We start from the raw sequence: 15,652 nt of genomic DNA, 5'->3' as shown, positions 1-15,652 counted from the left end.
AGTTTGCCCAATGAAATCCAATGCACGCTTCATCAACAGACAGACGTTCAACACCACGTTCGGTGCGGTGTCGGTTCTTGCGTTCCTGACGGCTTGCACCGTCGGCCCCGACTATCAAATGCAGCCGCCGAGCCTGTCGCAGCACTACGACCAACAGGCCGAGCAGCGTCTCGGCCAGGGCGGCAACCAGCCTGGCGGGCAACACATAAACCTTGGCCAGAAGGTCAACGGAGACTGGTGGACGGCCTTCCATTCGCACAAGCTCGACCAGGTTGTGCGTCGCGCCATCGAGGGCAATCTTGAGCTCGTGGCGGCGGATGCAACGATCCGGCAAGCGGCGTCGTCCGTCGCGGCGGCGGAGGGTGCGCTTTATCCGCAGGTCGACTTTGGCGCCCAGGCGGGTCGTCAGCGGGTACACAACGCGAAAGAGCCTTCGATCTCCAATTTCTACGCGATCGGGCCGCGGGTCGGTTTCGACCTTGATGCGTTCGGCGGTAACAAGCGGCGGGTCGAGCAGCAGCAAGCGTTTGCCGATCTTCAGAAGCATCGATACGAAGCGGCGTACCTGACCCTGACGGGGAATGTCGCCAGCCAGGCATTGTTGGTGGCGTCTGCCAACGCGCAGATGGCAGCCGTCGAAAAGCTGCTTGCCAATGACGCCAAGAACCTCGACCTGGTGCGCAGGGCACATGCCAGCGGCGTCACCACGCAGATCGACGTTTCGCTGGCCGAGACCCGGCTCGCCCAGGACCGCACACTGTTGCCGCCCCTCGCCCAGCAGCGTGATGCCGCGCGCCATGCGCTGTCGATTCTCACCGGCAAGGGCCCTGGCGACTGGATCGCGCCGGACTTCGATTTTGCCGAGTTCGTATTGCCGGCCAACGTGCCAGTGAGTGTGCCCTCGGAAATGGCCCACGGCCGACCGGACGTCCTGCAAGCAGAGGCGGAACTGCACATGGCCAGCGCGGCAGTCGGTGTCGCGACTGCGAACCTCTATCCCCATGTAACGCTGTCCGCCTCGTTGGTACAGGCCGCTTCCGGCAATGGTGGTGCCGCGCTCTGGGGTTTGGCTGCAGGGTTGGCGGGGCCGATCTTTGACGGCGGAACGCTCAAGGCTGAACGTCAGGCTGCCGTCGACGGTTACAAGGCGACGCTCGCCGGTTATCAGCAGACGGTCATTCAGTCGTTCGGTCAGGTCGCGGACTCGTTGCAGGCGATCAACCATGACAGCGAGCAAAACCTGGCGCAGGAAGACGCGTTACGCGCTGCAGAAACCAGTTTTCGGTTGAACCAGCAAGCCTATGCGCAAGGCGAGAACAGCATTCTCCAGGTACTGGAAGCGGAACGTGCCTACGAGCAAGCGTTGCTGGGGCAAATTCGGGTGAAGACCGCGCAGTATCTCGACACGGTGCAACTGTATGTAGCCCTCGGCGGTAATTCCGTCGGCGCGTTTGAGCAACGGATTGCCAGTCGCGAAGCACATAACCCTTCGTATCAATAACGGCTACGGCCCCGAACATTGGAGTCAAGAGATGTCTTACGAAGCTTTTCACGATGCACTTCGCGATACCCGGTTTGCGCTGAACCACGGCTCAGGTGAAATGCCGGCCGTTGGGTTTGGCACGCTGTTCAGTGATCTCAGCGTCACCACACAAGCGGTCAAGGACGCCTTGGAAGCGGGCTTTCGCCATTTCGATTGTGCAGAGCGCTATCGCAATGAGGAGAGTGTCGGCGCTGCGATAAAAGAGATGCTGGAGGCGGGCAAGATCCGCCGGGAGGACGTGTTCATTACCACTAAACTGTGGAACACCAACCATCGTCCCGAGCGAGTCAAACCTGCCTTCGAGGCCAGCTGCCGCCGCCTCCAAGTGGACTCTATCGACTGCTACCTGATCCATACGCCGTTTGCCTTTCAACCCGGTGAGAATCAGGACCCGAGAGACGAACAGGGTCGCGTCATCTACGACTCCGGCGTGACACTGATCGAGACCTGGAGAGCACTCGAACGCCTGGTGGATGAAGGCCGCTGCAAGTCCATCGGCTTGTCTGATATCACGTTGGAAGCGTTAAAAGAGATTGTGGCAGTGGCCCGGATCAAACCTGCCGTGGTGCAGGTCGAGTCCCACCCTTATCTGCCGGAATGGGAACTGCTTGAGTTCTGCAAACAGCATGGAATCGTCCTCCTGGCGTTCGCGCCACTGGGCCATGGCATGGAGCCGAAAGTGTTGGAAGATTCGGTGATTACAGGGATCGCCAAGCGCTTGCAGAAGACTCCGGCTCAAGTGGCATTGGCCTGGTCTGTACAACGGGGCGTTGCTTTTTTGACCACGTCCGCTACACCAAGTCATATCAAGGAAAACCTGGATATCTCCACCCTGCCGCATAGGGCGATGCTTGAGATCAAGGAAGATATTACGATCAGGGTACGATTCAACTCGGTCGTGGAAACCGGTGTGCCTGGATTTATTCCACGGAAAAAGTGACACGTGACGAGGAGGGCGGCCTGCTGTAAGGCCGCCCCTGTTATCCACGGCCTTGAGGTGAAAACGATGGACGTTTTCCAAACCATGCGGTTTTTCATGGCTGTTGCCCAGAGCGGCAGTTTTACCGCGGCAGCCGAGCTATTGGACACCACGACAACCAACGTCTCCAAAGCCGTTTCCAGCCTCGAGACCAGGCTTCAAACCCGTCTGATTAACCGCACCACCCGACGCCTGGCGCTGACCGAAGCCGGTGCGCGCTATTTGCAACGATGCGAGAGGATTCTTGACGAGGTACGTGAAGCCGATGAGGAAGCCGGGAGCGCTCACACCCGGCCCGTGGGCAGGCTGAAAATTCATGCCATGTCAGCCATCGGTAATCACTATGTGATCGATACCATTGCCAAATACAGAGAGACTCATCCCTCGGTCATGTTTGATTTGACGCTGTCCAATCGGCTACCTGACTTGCTTGAGGAAGGGTATGACATGTCGATTGTTTTAGCGCGGGATCTGCCCGATTCAGGGTTTGTCGCTCAGCGGCTTGGCATCACTTACAGCATTCTCTGCGCTTCGCCTGCTTATCTGAAGAAACGCGGAATCCCGGACTCTCCGGGTTCTCTTGGTACACATGATTGTTTGAGGATTGTTAATACGGTAATGCCGGTTGAACACTGGGCATTTGAGGGGCCTGAAGGCGTGGAGTCAATCAACGTCCCATTGTCTCCCTTTCACATCAATACGGCTGATGGAATGACCGTTGCGATAACAAACGGGATGGGCATCGGTATTCAGCCGATTGCTTCTGCGGTCAATGGTCTCAGGGCCGGCACGTTAGTGCGCGTGTTGCCGGAGTATCGGCTTGAAGAGTTGAATCTATTTGCAATCTACCCATCACGAAAATTCGTGGATGCGAAGACAAAGACTTGGGTGGAGTTTCTTAAACATCACATCCCGGGCATGTTGGCATCCGATGAAAAAATCGTAGGTTCGGGAAAAAATATCAGTTATTGAGTGGGTTGCACCACAGGCATGGAGTGTCGACCCTCCATCGTCCGCACGGTACTCAACCGTTTGAACATCCAGTGCCCATCACTTGATATTGCATGATATGCCGTTGATTGTGAGAGTCTTCATAGGTCATTTGCACCGGAACCGGTTTGCACTCGTCCGGAATCTCTGAGAGGTAAATGACTTTCTTAATGTCGAGCTTCGTTTCGTACGTGTAGATCTCAACAGGTGTTTTGCTGGTCGCGTTAATTGAATGGCCATCGTCTGCAAAGGCGTGTGCGCCTATACCGGCAAGTGCCAGAAGAACCGCAATTTTTAAAGTTTTCATTATCTTCACCGTATCGTCCAAGGTTTACTCGGGGGCCGAGATGATCGTAAAACTCATCTCGGATTTTCGAGTGACTACCTCGTGAGCTAATGGATACTGACGCTATTGGCTCACTGGGTAGAGACGATGTTAGGTGTCTGAACGTCTTTCAAATAGCGGCCGACTGGACAAACACTGTTGCCGGTTTTCGCATGAATGGCCGAAAGATCGCAGGCTCCTACAGGGCATGGGTACGAGGGTACTCAACCTCTGCAGGAACCTGCGATCTTTCTATTTTTGGCTACCCGACAAGGGCGGGGTGCGCGGTGGGATCAAGCGTTTCGTCCCCGTCGACTCGAACGCCGAAGCCAGGCGAAGCAGCGTCGAGTCGTCATAGGCGCGACCGGCAAATGTCAGCCCGACGGGCATGCCGATGTCCGGCATGACGCCCATCGGCACCGTGACCGTGGGAACGCCCAGGTGGCGGATGGCGAGATTGCCGTTGGCAACCCATACCCCGTTACTCCACGCGATATCGGCAGACGCCGGATCGACATCGGCATTCGCCGGCCCAACGTCGGCTACCGTCGGGAAAATCACCGCGTCGAGCCCCAGCCGATCCATCCATTCCTCCAGATCGATTCGACGGGTCTGTTCCAGCCCGCGCAATCCATCCGGCAGCGTGTCGATCTGATCCCACGGCGTAATACCGCGTTCGGCCATCCGCACGTACTCGTCCATGCCCGCGGCAAGATCGCCCTCGCGGTTGGGCAGCGTCCCCGGGTCGTGGGGGAAAATCAGCGGCCCGTTCACGTCGACCAGGCGATTGAGTTTTGGATCGCCGTTGGCTCGCAGAAAATCATCGAACGCCCAGGCCGTCAGATCCCACAACTCATGGTGCAGGAACTCTTTGGACACCAGGCCCCGGTTAAACACCGTTGGCGCCCCAGGACGATCACCCTCGCAATTGGAAACCAGCGGGAAATCGACCTCGAGCACTTCAGCGCCGGCCGCTTCGAGTGCCTTGCGCGCCTGCTCCCAGAGCCCGATCACGGAAGGGCGGGTGTTGATGCGCTGGCCCGTCGGCCCACCGATGCCAGGCGCATCGCTGGTGCCCGCGTCGGGATCGGCGTTGATGTACATACGAGGCACGCCGAAGCGCTTTCCTTTCAGCGCATCGCTTTTCGCGGCCAGCGATCCGTAGGAAGCGGGGCGCACCGAAGCGACACTCGGAATTGGCACCCAAGGTTGCATCCGCCATAGATCACCGCGTGTGTCGGGATCATCGGCCACCACCACATCGAGCACCTCGAGCAGGTCCGCCATCGTCCGGGCGAACGGCACGACCACGTCCATCGTCGGCGTCAACGGCCAGTTGCCGCGCACCGAGATCACCCCACGCGAAGGCGTATAGGCGCACAGGCCATTGTTCGAGGCAGGGCCACGTCCGCTCGACCAGGTTTCTTCCGCCAAGCCAAATGCCGAGAAACTGGCGGCGGTTGCGGTACCGGCGCCGTTCGAAGAGCCCGAAGCGAAAGGGGCGGTGAGGTAGTCGGCGTTGTACGGACTCTCGGCACGGCCATACACCCCGCGCTGCATCCCGCCGTTGGCCATTGGCGGCATATTGGTCTTGCCCAGGCATATCGCCCCGGCGGCGCGAAGCCGTTCGATGGTGAACGCATCGCGATAAGCGATCAGGTTGGCGAAGGCGGGACTTCCAGAGGCGGCGGTCAGCCCCTTCACCAGATAACTGTCCTTGGCCGTGTAGGGGATACCGTCGAGCGGGCCTAGCGTTTCGCCCTTGGCCCGACGGGCATCGGACGCCTGCGCGTCTTTGAGCGCATCGGGGTTGCGCACCACCACCGCGTTGAGGGCGGTGGGCGTGTCAGCGCCATCGTAGGCGTCGATCCGGGCGAGATAGGCCTGCACAAGCTCAACCGCCGTGGTCCGGCCGGATTCGAGCGCGGCACGCAGCTCGGCAATGGAAACCTCGGTGACCTCGATCATGCTGTTACCGCCTGCTGCAGACGGGTAGCGTGGTGAAGGTTGCTGTTACGCCGGGTTTTCGGCTCAGGGACATCACTTATTTCACAATGGGTTTTCATTTCGGTTCTCATTGCACTGCATTTGCGCGACAGTATCGGAGAACTCATTGCCCTCTGTCATTCGCCTGTGCCCTGAACCTGATGAGGCGCGTGTTTTTTTCTAATTGCCATCCGCCACCTTGCGTTCGATCTCGGCTATTTTTCGGCTGCGCTCTTCAGCTTCCTGCTTCTGGGTTCGAGTCGCAGTGGCATCTTCAACGTTGCTGTCCTCAAGCTCTGTGTCGACCACATCGATGGGTTCATCAGACGGATCGGTGGGTGGGGTGTTCGAGGTTGTTTCTGATTCGACGTCGTTGACACGGTCATCATTGTTCATTTCGCTTACCTCCGTTGGCCTACACATTGGATTCAGCGATACGGTCTGAGTTCGAGATTTTTCCGGTATGCCAGCCCAATGGATACCAGAAGCTTGATGGCGCTGATATCAAAATCACATAAGTGTGATGTGTACCCAAAAAGGCAGATTGCTGAGCTCTAAAGACGGCCGTGGTAAGCCGCTTCGAAAATTTCTGCCGCGCCATTTCGTGTCAATGGCAGCGGATTACCGCCAGCGCAGGGGTCGACAATCGCCATATCCGCGATCAGGTCGGCCTGCTGATCATCCACCCCCAGCTCCACCAGCGTATGCGGCACGCCGATGTCCTTGCGCAGTTTGAGGACGAAGGCCATAAAACTGTCGAAGCCCGGGGAGGGCAGGCGCAGATACGCCGCCAGACGGGTGATGCGCTCCTCAATGGCCGGGCGATTGAACTTCAGCACATAGGGCATGAACGTGGCATTGGTCATGCCGTGATGGGTGTCGTACAGGGCGCCCACCGGATGCGAGAGGGCGTGCATTCCTCCCAGACCTTTCTGGAACGCGGTGGCGCCCATCGCCGCCGCCGCCAGCATTTGCGCGCGCGCGTCGAGGTCGGAAGGCGTGTGCACTGCCCGCACCAGGGCATTGGCCACCAGGCGCATGCCTTCCACCGCAATGCCTTCGGCCATGGGATGAAAGCCGGGAGCGCAGTACGATTCCAGGCAATGGGAAAACGCGTCCATGCCGGTGCCGGCGGTGACCTTGGCCGGCATGCCGACGGTAAGGGCGGGGTCGCTGATGACCACCTTCGGCATCATCTTCGGGTGGAAAATGATGCGTTTGGTGTGCGTGTGCTCGTCGATGATCACCGCCGCACGGCCGACCTCGGAGCCGGTGCCCGCGGTGGTTGGCACCGCGATGACTGGGGCGATGCGGCTTTCGTCGGCGCGTGTCCAGTAGTCGCCGATGTCTTCGAAATCCCACACCGGTCGGGTCTGGCCGCTCATGAACGCGATGAGCTTGCCCATGTCCAGGCCGCTGCCACCGCCGAACGCCACCACGCCGTCATGGTTGCCGGCACGCCAGGCGTCGAGCCCACCGGCCAGGTTGGCTTCAACGGGGTTGGGCTTGAGGTCGCAGAACAACGCGACACCGAGGCCGGCGGCGCGCAAGGATTCCAGCGCCGCCGTGGTGATCGGGGCACGTGCCAGGCCGCTGTCGGTGACCAGCAACGGTCGCTGGATACCTTGGCTGCGGCATACTTCCGCCAGTTCGGCGATACGGCCGACACCGAAGCGGATGCTCGTGGGGTAGTTCCAGTTCGCGGTCAGGCTCATGGCTCAAATCTCGTGGCGCAAGTGGAAGGATTTGGCTCGGGTCAGGTGCTCATAGCCCAGGCGCGACAGCGTTACGCCGCGCCCGCTGTTCTTCACCCCGGTCCAGGCCAGGGCCGGGTCCAGGTAATCGCAGCGATTCATGAACACGGTACCGGTGGCGATCTCGTTGCCGATGCGTTCGGCGGCGGCCAGGTCTTGCGTCCAGATCGAGGCGCTGAGCCCGAACTCGCTGTCGTTCATCAAGGCGATGGCTTCGTCGTCGCTGGCCACCGGCATGATGCCCACCACCGGGCCGAAGCTTTCCTCGCGCATCACCGCCATTTGATGAGTGACGTCCACCAACACCTGCGGCGCGAGGTAGGCGCTGCCCGGCGGGCCGGCAGCGAAGTCCTTTGGATCGATCAGCGCCCTGGCCCCTTGTGCCTGGGCATCGGCGATCTGCTTGCGAACGAACTCAGCGGCGCCCGGTGTGACCATTGGCCCGAGGGTGGTGGCTTCGTCCAGCGGGTTGCCCAGCACGTATTGGCGGGTCAGGGCAGCGAAGCGTTCGACAAAGGCCGGGTAGATTTTTTCATCGACATAAATCCGTTCGACGGCGCAGCAGCTCTGCCCGGAGTTGAAGAAGCTGCCGTCCACCAGGTTTTCCACCGCATGCTCAAGGTTGGCGTCTGCCCGGACGTAGGCCGGGTCTTTGCCGCCAAGCTCCAGCCCCACGCCGAGGAAACCTCCGACGGCCGCGTGTTCCATGGCCTCGCCGCCGCTGACAGAACCGGTGAAGTTCACCTGCTGCACCCGTCCGGAGGTAATGATCGCCGCCGCATAGACATGACTGAGCAGCAGGTTATGGAACAGGCCTTCGGGCAGATGGGCGCGGCGAAAGGCTTCAGCGAAACGCTCCCCGACCAGCAGCGTTTGAGTGGCGTGTTTGAGGATCACGCTGTTGCCCGCCATCAGCGCCGGGATGATCGTATTCACCGCCGTCAAATACGGATAATTCCACGGCGCGACGACCAGCACCGTACCCAGCGGCTCGCGTTTGATATAGCGCCGAAAACCCGCGACAGGCGTGGGCTCTATCGCTGCCAACGCTTCAGGCGCAATGGCGATCATATGCCGGGCACGTTCTTCGAAACCGCGCAGTTCGCCAGCGCCGAAGCGTATCGGGCGGCCCATCTGCCAGGCCAATTCCGGCACGATCTCATCCTTCATCGCCAGCATCGCGTCCACGGCAGCGCTGCAAAACGCGGCACGCTCGCTCAGAGGTCGGCGTTTCCATTGCGCCTGGGCGGTTTCGGCCGCCGTCAGGGCTTGCTCGATCTGTACCGCATCGGCACGGCGGCGTTCGGCATAGACCCGGCCATCGACCGGGGAGATAAGTTGAACGGTCTCAGTCATGGCGTGCTCAATAGCGCTCGAAGCCGCGCTGCAGTTCCCAGTCGGTTATCCGTCGGTCGTACTCTTTCTGTTCCCAGTCGGCGGTGTGCACGTAGTGGTCGATCACTTCATCACCGAACGCCTCGCGCAACATGCTCGACGCCTTGAGGGCGGCGCAGGCCTCGCGCAGGGTTTTCGACACTTCAGGCAAATGCTCATCGACATAGGCATCGCCCTCGAACGGTGCCGCGAGTTCGAGCTTCTCGTCGATCCCGGCCAGGCCTGCGGCGATCAACGCGGCGAAGGCCAGATAGGGGTTGAGGTCGGCACCGCCGATGCGGCATTCGATGCGGATGGATTTGCTGCCCTCAGCGCACAAACGAAAGCCGGCGGTGCGATTGTCCCGGCTCCAGACCGCCCGCGTCGGCGCGAAGGTGCCGGCCTGAAAGCGCTTGTACGAATTGATGTAGGGCGCGAGAAAACAGGTGACGTCATTGGCGTATTTGAGCTGCCCGGCGACCCACGAGCGCATCAACTTCGACATGCCGAACTCGGCCTTGGAGTCGAAGAACAGTGACTTTTTGCCGTTCTTGTCCCACAGCGAATTGTGGATGTGGCTGCTGGAACCGGCCGCGTCATAGCGCCACTTGGCCATGAACGTGATCGCCTTGCCTTGCAGTTGCGCGATCTCTTTGCAGGCGTGCTTGATGATGACGTGGTGGTCGGCCATGGTCATGGCATCGGCATAACGGATGTTGATTTCTTCCTGCCCCGGCCCCCATTCGCCCTTGGAGTTTTCCACGGGAATACCGGATGCCTGCAGGTGCTTGCGAATCGCCCGCAACACCGGTTCCTCACGGGTGGTCTGCAGGATGTTGTAGTCCTCGATGTAATGGCCGGCGGTCTTCGGCTGGTGGTAATTGCGCTCGTGGATCGCCTCATAGCTCTCATCGAACAGATAGAACTCCAGCTCAGAGGCGAACATGCCGGTATAGCCACGCTCGCGCAGGCGCTCGACCTGTTTTGTCAGGATCGCTCGCGGGCTGTGGGGCAGGTCTTTTCTATGGTGATGATCGAGCACATCGCAGAGCACCAGCGCCGTGCATTCCAGCCACGGCACACGCCGTAACGTGGACATGTCGGGTTTGAGCACAAAGTCGCCATAGCCTTTGCTCCAACTGGCAGCGGCGTAACCCGGCACCGGCTCCATGTCGATGTCGTCGGCCAGCAGGTAATTGCAGCAGTGGGTTTCTTCGTGGCCGCTGTCGATGAAAAATTCGACCTGGAAGCGCTTGCCGACCAGTCGCCCCTGCATATCGACCATGCACACCAGCACGGTATCGATCTCGCCGGCGGCAGCGGCGCGTTTAAGTGCTTCGAAACTGAGAAGGGGCTCGGTCATCGCGTCAGTCCTGCGTGAATGATCTGGACCTGTCTGAAATAGCTGTTGCAGACGCTCTCCAGAAAAAACCCAAACCTGCAGACGCGAGCATCGTGAGCAATAAGCTGTTGAAAGCTTAGCCTACAGTTGCTGTGCGCAAGTTTCGGTGAGCGGAGGCTGGTGGATCCAGTGCCTGGTTCACCGCCAGTTCACCGAGCATGACCACTTGCGCAATGCCCAGCAGGGTCTTGCGATGTGAGGTCTCCAGCAACGCTGCGAAATTGTTGAGCATGAGGGTGGCCGAGCCGAGTGTTTCGCTGGCGTTGGCCAGCAGGGCTTCGGTGTTGTACTTCGGGTTGGCGAAGTACATGGGCTCGGGTTCGTGGGTGGTGGCCATGATTTGGGCGGCGGGGTTGAGGTAGTGGTCGAGGGCGCGCTCGGCGGCTTCGTGGAGTTTTTTTGAATCGAGGGATTCGTAGGGGGATGTCGGGTCTGTGGCAGGCGGATTGGGTGTAGGTTTGAACATGGATGAAACTCCTGGAAAAACTATTTGAGGAGCCATCACCCTTTGCTACCAAACGAAGGGTGGCGGCCATGCACAGGTTGGTAGACCGGTCTAGGAACCCGGCGCGCCCGAAGGAGCCCTACGCATGGCCACCATAAAAACAGAGATGAAAAACAACCTCTGTAAAAGGTGGCGCTATGCGCCTGGAAATACCGGGCTACCAAACCCGATCACTGTTTTTCAGTGACCGGGAAACGATAAAACCCGAGCCCAAAGCGCACAAGCCGGCGGATTCTGGCGCAGGCGTAGGCAGCGACGCAAGGCGTTGTAGCCTTGATGAAGTAACACCGGGTGTCTTTAAACACGCAGCTTAAACACCGTGGGTGTATGTGGTGATTCGCCCCGTCAGGAACAGACTGACGGGGCGTTTTTATTGCGTGGGGTGCAAATCTATCGCTGCTCGATACTGAACGCTTATGTGTGATGAATCTCCCGATCCTTGGTTTCCGGCAGGAAGAAAGTACCAAGGATGGACGTCATCACCGCGATCACGATCGGGTACCACAGCCCGTAGTAGATATCACCCGTGGCCGCGACCATGGCGAACGCTACCGTGGGCAGGAAGCCGCCGAACCAGCCATTGCCGATGTGGTAGGGCAGCGACATCGAGGTGTAGCGGATGCGCGCCGGGAAGAGCTCCACCAGCCAGGCAGCGATCGGGCCGTAGACCATGGTCACGTAGATCACCAGGATGGTCAGGAGCAGCAACACCATCGGGTAGTTGGTCTTGGCCGGGTCGGCCTTCTCGGGGTAGCCGGCGTCCTTGAGGGCGGTGCCGAGGGTGGCGACGAAGGCATCATTGTGGGTCTTGAAGTCAGCGGCCGGCATGCCGGTGCCTTCGAAACTCGGGATGACCTTGTCACCGATGCGCACCTGCGCGACGGCGCCAGGCGCGGCTTTCTCGTTTTTGTAGGGGATGGCCTTCTTCGCCAGCACAGTCTTGGCGAGGTCACAGGAACTGGTGAATTTGGCCTTGCCCACCGGGTCGAACTGGAACGAGCACTGGCCGGGATCGGCGACCACCGTGACCGGATTCTTCGCCTGCGCGGCAAACACGTCGGGGTTACCGAACTCGGTCAACGCATGGAAGATCGGGAAGTAGGTCACGGCGGCGAGGATGCACCCGGCCATGATGATGCCCTTGCGGCCGATGCGGTCGGACAGGCTGCCGAACAGGATGAAGAACGGCGTGCCGATCAGCAGCGAGCCGGCAATCAAAAAGTTGGCGGTTTGCGGGTCAATCTTCAGCGTCTGCAGCAGGAAGAACAGCGCATAGAACTGCCCGGTGTACCAGACGACGGCCTGGCCAGCCGTGCCGCCGAGCAAGGCCATGATCACTATCTTGAGGTTGTCCCAGCGGGCGAAGGATTCGGTCAGCGGTGCCTTGGAAGACTTGCCTTCTTCTTTCATCTTCTTGAACACCGGCGACTCGGCGAGTTGCAAGCGAATGTAGACCGAGACGATCAGCAGCAGGATCGACACCAGGAAGGGAATCCGCCAGCCCCAGGCCTCGAAGGCTTCGGTGCCGAGGAGGGTGCGGCAGGCGAGGATCACCAGCAACGACAGAAACAGGCCGAGGGTCGCGGTGGTCTGGATCCACGAAGTGAAGTAGCCGCGCTTGCCTTTGGGCGCATGCTCGGCCACGTAAGTCGCCGCGCCGCCGTACTCACCCCCCAGGGCCAGGCCTTGCATCAGGCGCAGGCTGATCAGGATGACCGGCGCCGCCACGCCGATGGTCTCGTAGCCGGGCAGAAAACCCACGACAGCGGTGGAGACACCCATGATCACTATGGTGATGAGGAATGTGTGCTTGCGCCCGATCATGTCGCCCAGTCGGCCGAACACGATGGCGCCGAAGGGCCGCACGGCGAAACCCGCGGCGAACGCGAGCAGCGCAAAGATGAAGGAGGTTGTTTCATTGACGCCCGCGAAGAAGTGCTTGGCGATGATCGCCGCGAGGGAGCCGTAAAGATAGAAGTCGTACCACTCGAAAACCGTGCCCAGGGACGAGGCGAAAATGACCTTGCGTTCCTCCTTGGTGATCCCTCGGTTGGGCATGCTGCCCGTGGCTGTAGTGTCAATCGTGGCCATGAGTCTTCTCCGTCTTGCTCTTGTTGAAGGCCGGAGTACCTCACCAACTTTATTACCGCACCCAGGCCCTAGGGCTGATGTCGTCGGATTACCAATTGCGCGAAGCAGAGGAACAGGCAGACGGCCTCGCATTGCTGCATGGTTTCTTAAAGCATAATCACCTTCGCGCAGATATCCACTCGCCAACGTGCCCGGCGATGGCCACTCCCACCGGGCACGTTCGCGGATTTAGCCCTTGGCCGCCATCGCAGTGACTTCCACACGCATGCCTTCGACCGCCAGCGCGGCCACGCCAACGGCGGCGCGAACCGGCCAGGGCTTGGCGAAGAAGCGCTGGTAGACCTCGTTGAACGCGGCGCGGTCGGCCATGTCGGTGAGGTAGATGGTCAGATGCAGCACCCGGTCCATGGAACTGCCGGCGTTCTCCAGCGCGACCTTGAGCGCCTGCAGAGTGCACTCGCTTTGCAGGGTGATGTCGCCCAGCTCCAGGCTGCCGTCGGCGCGGGTAGGAATTTGAGTGGAGACCAGCAGGCCGCCGAAACCGGCGACGTCGGAGGAGATGGATTCCGCGTCGGGATCGGGGAGGAACGTGATGTCGTGGTTTGCCATGGGGATCTCTTGTTTGTGGGGGTGAAGGGGCGCCGGGGTATTCAATGATGCAGCGCCTTTTTTGCGCGGCCAGTTTACAGCCTCGTCGTCGGACCGTTCGTGAATCAGCTCGAAAGCTCGGAAGGCAAGCAGGCGGGTGCTCCCCGCGGCATGGCAGCCGCCCAACGTAGTCAGCTGAGCGAGGTTATTTTCAATGTCGCAATAACGTCTTTTGGCTTGCGTTTATAACAACGAACCATGTGGTCACAATAATCGCCGACGGTGTAAATGGTCAGGTTGCCAGAGCTTATGGTCTTGTACGTCTCTCTGTCGCATACATCAAGAATGTCGCCTTCAATTGCATCATATTCATTTCTAGTGAATAGACCGGAAGAACGGGTGGCTTTCAAGTCTTCCCCAAATACGTCTTCTTCATTAAGAAGGTCCACGGAAATGTTGAAGAGGCTCGCAATTCTCTGTAAGGCAAATGTACGAACGATTTCATCTGGATCGCTCATGATGCACGCTCATCTTATTGCTTCAATAAACACGGTCGCCTGATAAATAGCGCATGGCTGCAAGTCATGCTCCACGAGTGTTTAAAATTATAAATAGTGAAAGTGCTAATACAAAAATAGCTGTGACTGTGGCATAGCAAAGACCAAAGCCGATTTTGATGAGGCGTATTTCATCTGCCAGGGCTTTATAGCCGATAAAACCTCCAAGCAATGCTGAGGTGGCGATTCCGATGACTAGAATGTAGTAGGTCTTATAGGTGGGTGCAAATGCCGGGATGACAACTGCATACGATCCGCTTATCAGGGTGGTGAATATGACAATAATTTTTATTGCCGAAATAATGCTGTTTTTTGTCATGCTCATTTTTTGTTTTTCTCCTGACAAAGCACCTCGGAATGTTCTAGGCCTGCTGCCGACCACTAAACACTTTCAGCCACATCAATCTGCAACGAAAGCATGAACTTCGCTGCGCTGTCCGACGCTGGATCTATCGCGGCATTCACCATGGCCCTGACCGCCGTTTGCGCCAGTGCCTCGACCGGATGTGACAGCACGGCTTGAACGATGCCGTCACGCAGGGCGGTCCCGGTGATGGGGGTCAGGTCGTGACACACCACGACGGGTAGCGCGATGTGCTGGGCTTTCAGTTCGCGCAAGGCGTTGATGACCCCCTCGATACCGCCACCTGCCACATACAGGCCGACCAAGTCGGGTTGGCTGGTGAGCAGGTCGAGCGTGCCGGCATAGGCGAATTCCTCGTCCTCCAGAGTCAGGCGCGTAGCCAGCAATTCCCAGTCCTGGGGTTGTTCCGACAGGAAGGAGCGAAAACTCATTTCACACAGTTCCTGGCACTGAAAGCGCTGGGTGCCGACCATCACGGCCACTGGCCCCGGTTGCGCTGCCAGGTGCTTGATGAACCAGCCGGCGGTGCGGCCCATGGCACGGTTGTCGACGCCGACATAACCGGCGCCGGCCGAGGCGCTCAGCTCGGATACCAGTGCGACCACAGGAATACCGGCCGCTCGCAATTGCGCCATGGCCTCGCGCACAGCCGGATGGTCGGCGGCCACCACGCCCAGGGCATCGACTTCGCCCTGCAACTTGAGAATGCGTTCTGCGGTGGCGGCCGGGGCCAAGTCGTCGATGTAGTGGATCAGCACCCGAACCTGGGCCCGCACGCTGGCCGTCGCCGCCTCGGCCAGGGCCTTGGCCAGCCCTTGATAAAACGCCACTCCACGCTTTTGCAGCAGAAACCCCAAGCGCACGGTCGGGCGCTGCTGCAGCACTCGTTGTTCGATCACATTACGCCCGTAGAAGCCCAGTCGGGCGGCGGCCTCGGCAATGCGTTGCGCGGTATCGGCGCGCACGTTGGCCCGCAGATTCATCACCCGGTCCACGGTGGACAGGCTCACCCCGGCGGCCAGGGCCACGTCTTCCATGGTTGAACGGCGACCGAGCGGGTTGCCGGCTTCTGACAAAGAATTTTCTGACATGAAATGAAAGCCTATCTGAAACTTTTGACGGGTTTTGACAGGTATCGCTCAGGGACTATAGCAGCCGTGCATCTGCCCACCTTAGGATTTCTACCAGCGAAAC

General features: G+C 59.4%; 15 protein-coding genes. 3 read left to right on the top strand and 12 right to left on the bottom strand.

All coding sequences use genetic code 11. The annotated features are described in order from the left end of the window. The first annotated feature begins 10 nt into the window (after positions 1–10). From AC07VO_RS26700 to AC07VO_RS26690, 3 genes are all read left to right on the top strand, one after another. Positions 11–1,501: an efflux transporter outer membrane subunit gene (locus AC07VO_RS26700; protein WP_086944889.1), complete on the top strand. Its 1,491-nt coding sequence runs from the start codon at positions 11–13 to the stop codon at positions 1,499–1,501. A 31-nt stretch (positions 1,502–1,532) separates the two neighbouring features. After that, the gene (locus AC07VO_RS26695) at positions 1,533–2,483 is read left to right on the top strand and encodes an aldo/keto reductase (RefSeq protein ID WP_086944888.1); all 951 of its coding nucleotides are present in this window, start codon (positions 1,533–1,535) and stop codon (positions 2,481–2,483) included. A gap of 66 nt (positions 2,484–2,549) precedes the next feature. After that, positions 2,550–3,494 carry a LysR family transcriptional regulator gene (locus AC07VO_RS26690; protein ID WP_086944887.1) on the top strand — a complete coding sequence of 315 codons (945 nt, stop codon included), beginning with the start codon at positions 2,550–2,552 and terminating at the stop codon, positions 3,492–3,494. A 52-nt stretch (positions 3,495–3,546) separates the two neighbouring features. Here the strand turns inward: AC07VO_RS26690 and AC07VO_RS26685 are convergent, their stop codons facing one another. The 12 genes from AC07VO_RS26685 to AC07VO_RS26630 all read right to left on the bottom strand — a co-directional run bounded on the left by AC07VO_RS26685 (position 3,547) and on the right by AC07VO_RS26630 (position 15,549). Beyond that, complete coding sequence (locus AC07VO_RS26685; RefSeq protein WP_086944886.1) at positions 3,547–3,819, bottom strand: DUF2790 domain-containing protein; 273 nt, start codon at positions 3,817–3,819, stop codon at positions 3,547–3,549. Positions 3,820–4,089: 270 nt separating this feature from the next. After that, the gene (locus AC07VO_RS26680) at positions 4,090–5,805 is read right to left on the bottom strand and encodes an amidase (protein WP_086944885.1); all 1,716 of its coding nucleotides are present in this window, start codon (positions 5,803–5,805) and stop codon (positions 4,090–4,092) included. 198 nt (positions 5,806–6,003) lie between these two features. Further along, positions 6,004–6,219, bottom strand: a complete 216-nt coding sequence (locus AC07VO_RS26675) for a hypothetical protein (RefSeq protein WP_018930080.1) — start codon at positions 6,217–6,219, stop codon at positions 6,004–6,006. A gap of 158 nt (positions 6,220–6,377) precedes the next feature. Beyond that, the gene (locus tag AC07VO_RS26670) at positions 6,378–7,538 is read right to left on the bottom strand and encodes an iron-containing alcohol dehydrogenase (protein ID WP_086944884.1); all 1,161 of its coding nucleotides are present in this window, start codon (positions 7,536–7,538) and stop codon (positions 6,378–6,380) included. 3 nt (positions 7,539–7,541) lie between these two features. Then, on the bottom strand, positions 7,542–8,933 hold the full coding sequence (locus tag AC07VO_RS26665; protein ID WP_086944883.1) for an aldehyde dehydrogenase family protein: 1,392 nt from the start codon (positions 8,931–8,933) through the stop codon (positions 7,542–7,544). A 7-nt stretch (positions 8,934–8,940) separates the two neighbouring features. Then, the gene (locus AC07VO_RS26660; RefSeq protein WP_086944882.1) at positions 8,941–10,314 is read right to left on the bottom strand and encodes a glutamine synthetase family protein; all 1,374 of its coding nucleotides are present in this window, start codon (positions 10,312–10,314) and stop codon (positions 8,941–8,943) included. Positions 10,315–10,429: 115 nt separating this feature from the next. Continuing rightward, complete coding sequence (locus AC07VO_RS26655) at positions 10,430–10,819, bottom strand: DUF6124 family protein (protein ID WP_086944881.1); 390 nt, start codon at positions 10,817–10,819, stop codon at positions 10,430–10,432. A 453-nt stretch (positions 10,820–11,272) separates the two neighbouring features. Then, positions 11,273–12,949 (bottom strand): MFS transporter, encoded by a 1,677-nt coding sequence (locus tag AC07VO_RS26650; protein ID WP_086944880.1) that lies wholly within the window; start codon positions 12,947–12,949, stop codon positions 11,273–11,275. Between the two features lie 228 nt (positions 12,950–13,177). Beyond that, the gene (locus AC07VO_RS26645; RefSeq protein ID WP_019580252.1) at positions 13,178–13,558 is read right to left on the bottom strand and encodes a RidA family protein; all 381 of its coding nucleotides are present in this window, start codon (positions 13,556–13,558) and stop codon (positions 13,178–13,180) included. Between the two features lie 170 nt (positions 13,559–13,728). Further along, a complete protein-coding gene (locus tag AC07VO_RS26640; RefSeq protein WP_064618512.1) occupies positions 13,729–14,055 on the bottom strand; it encodes a hypothetical protein in 327 nt (108 codons plus the stop codon). Positions 14,056–14,119: 64 nt separating this feature from the next. Next, positions 14,120–14,419, bottom strand: coding sequence for a hypothetical protein (locus tag AC07VO_RS26635; RefSeq protein WP_064618510.1), 300 nt, complete (start codon positions 14,417–14,419; stop codon positions 14,120–14,122). A 56-nt stretch (positions 14,420–14,475) separates the two neighbouring features. Continuing rightward, positions 14,476–15,549: a LacI family DNA-binding transcriptional regulator gene (locus tag AC07VO_RS26630; RefSeq protein WP_086944879.1), complete on the bottom strand. Its 1,074-nt coding sequence runs from the start codon at positions 15,547–15,549 to the stop codon at positions 14,476–14,478. Positions 15,550–15,652: the final 103 nt, after the last annotated feature.

The organism is Pseudomonas sp. GW821-FHT03E01 (genome assembly GCF_059420765.1).
This window is presented reverse-complemented; position numbering and strand designations above follow the sequence as displayed.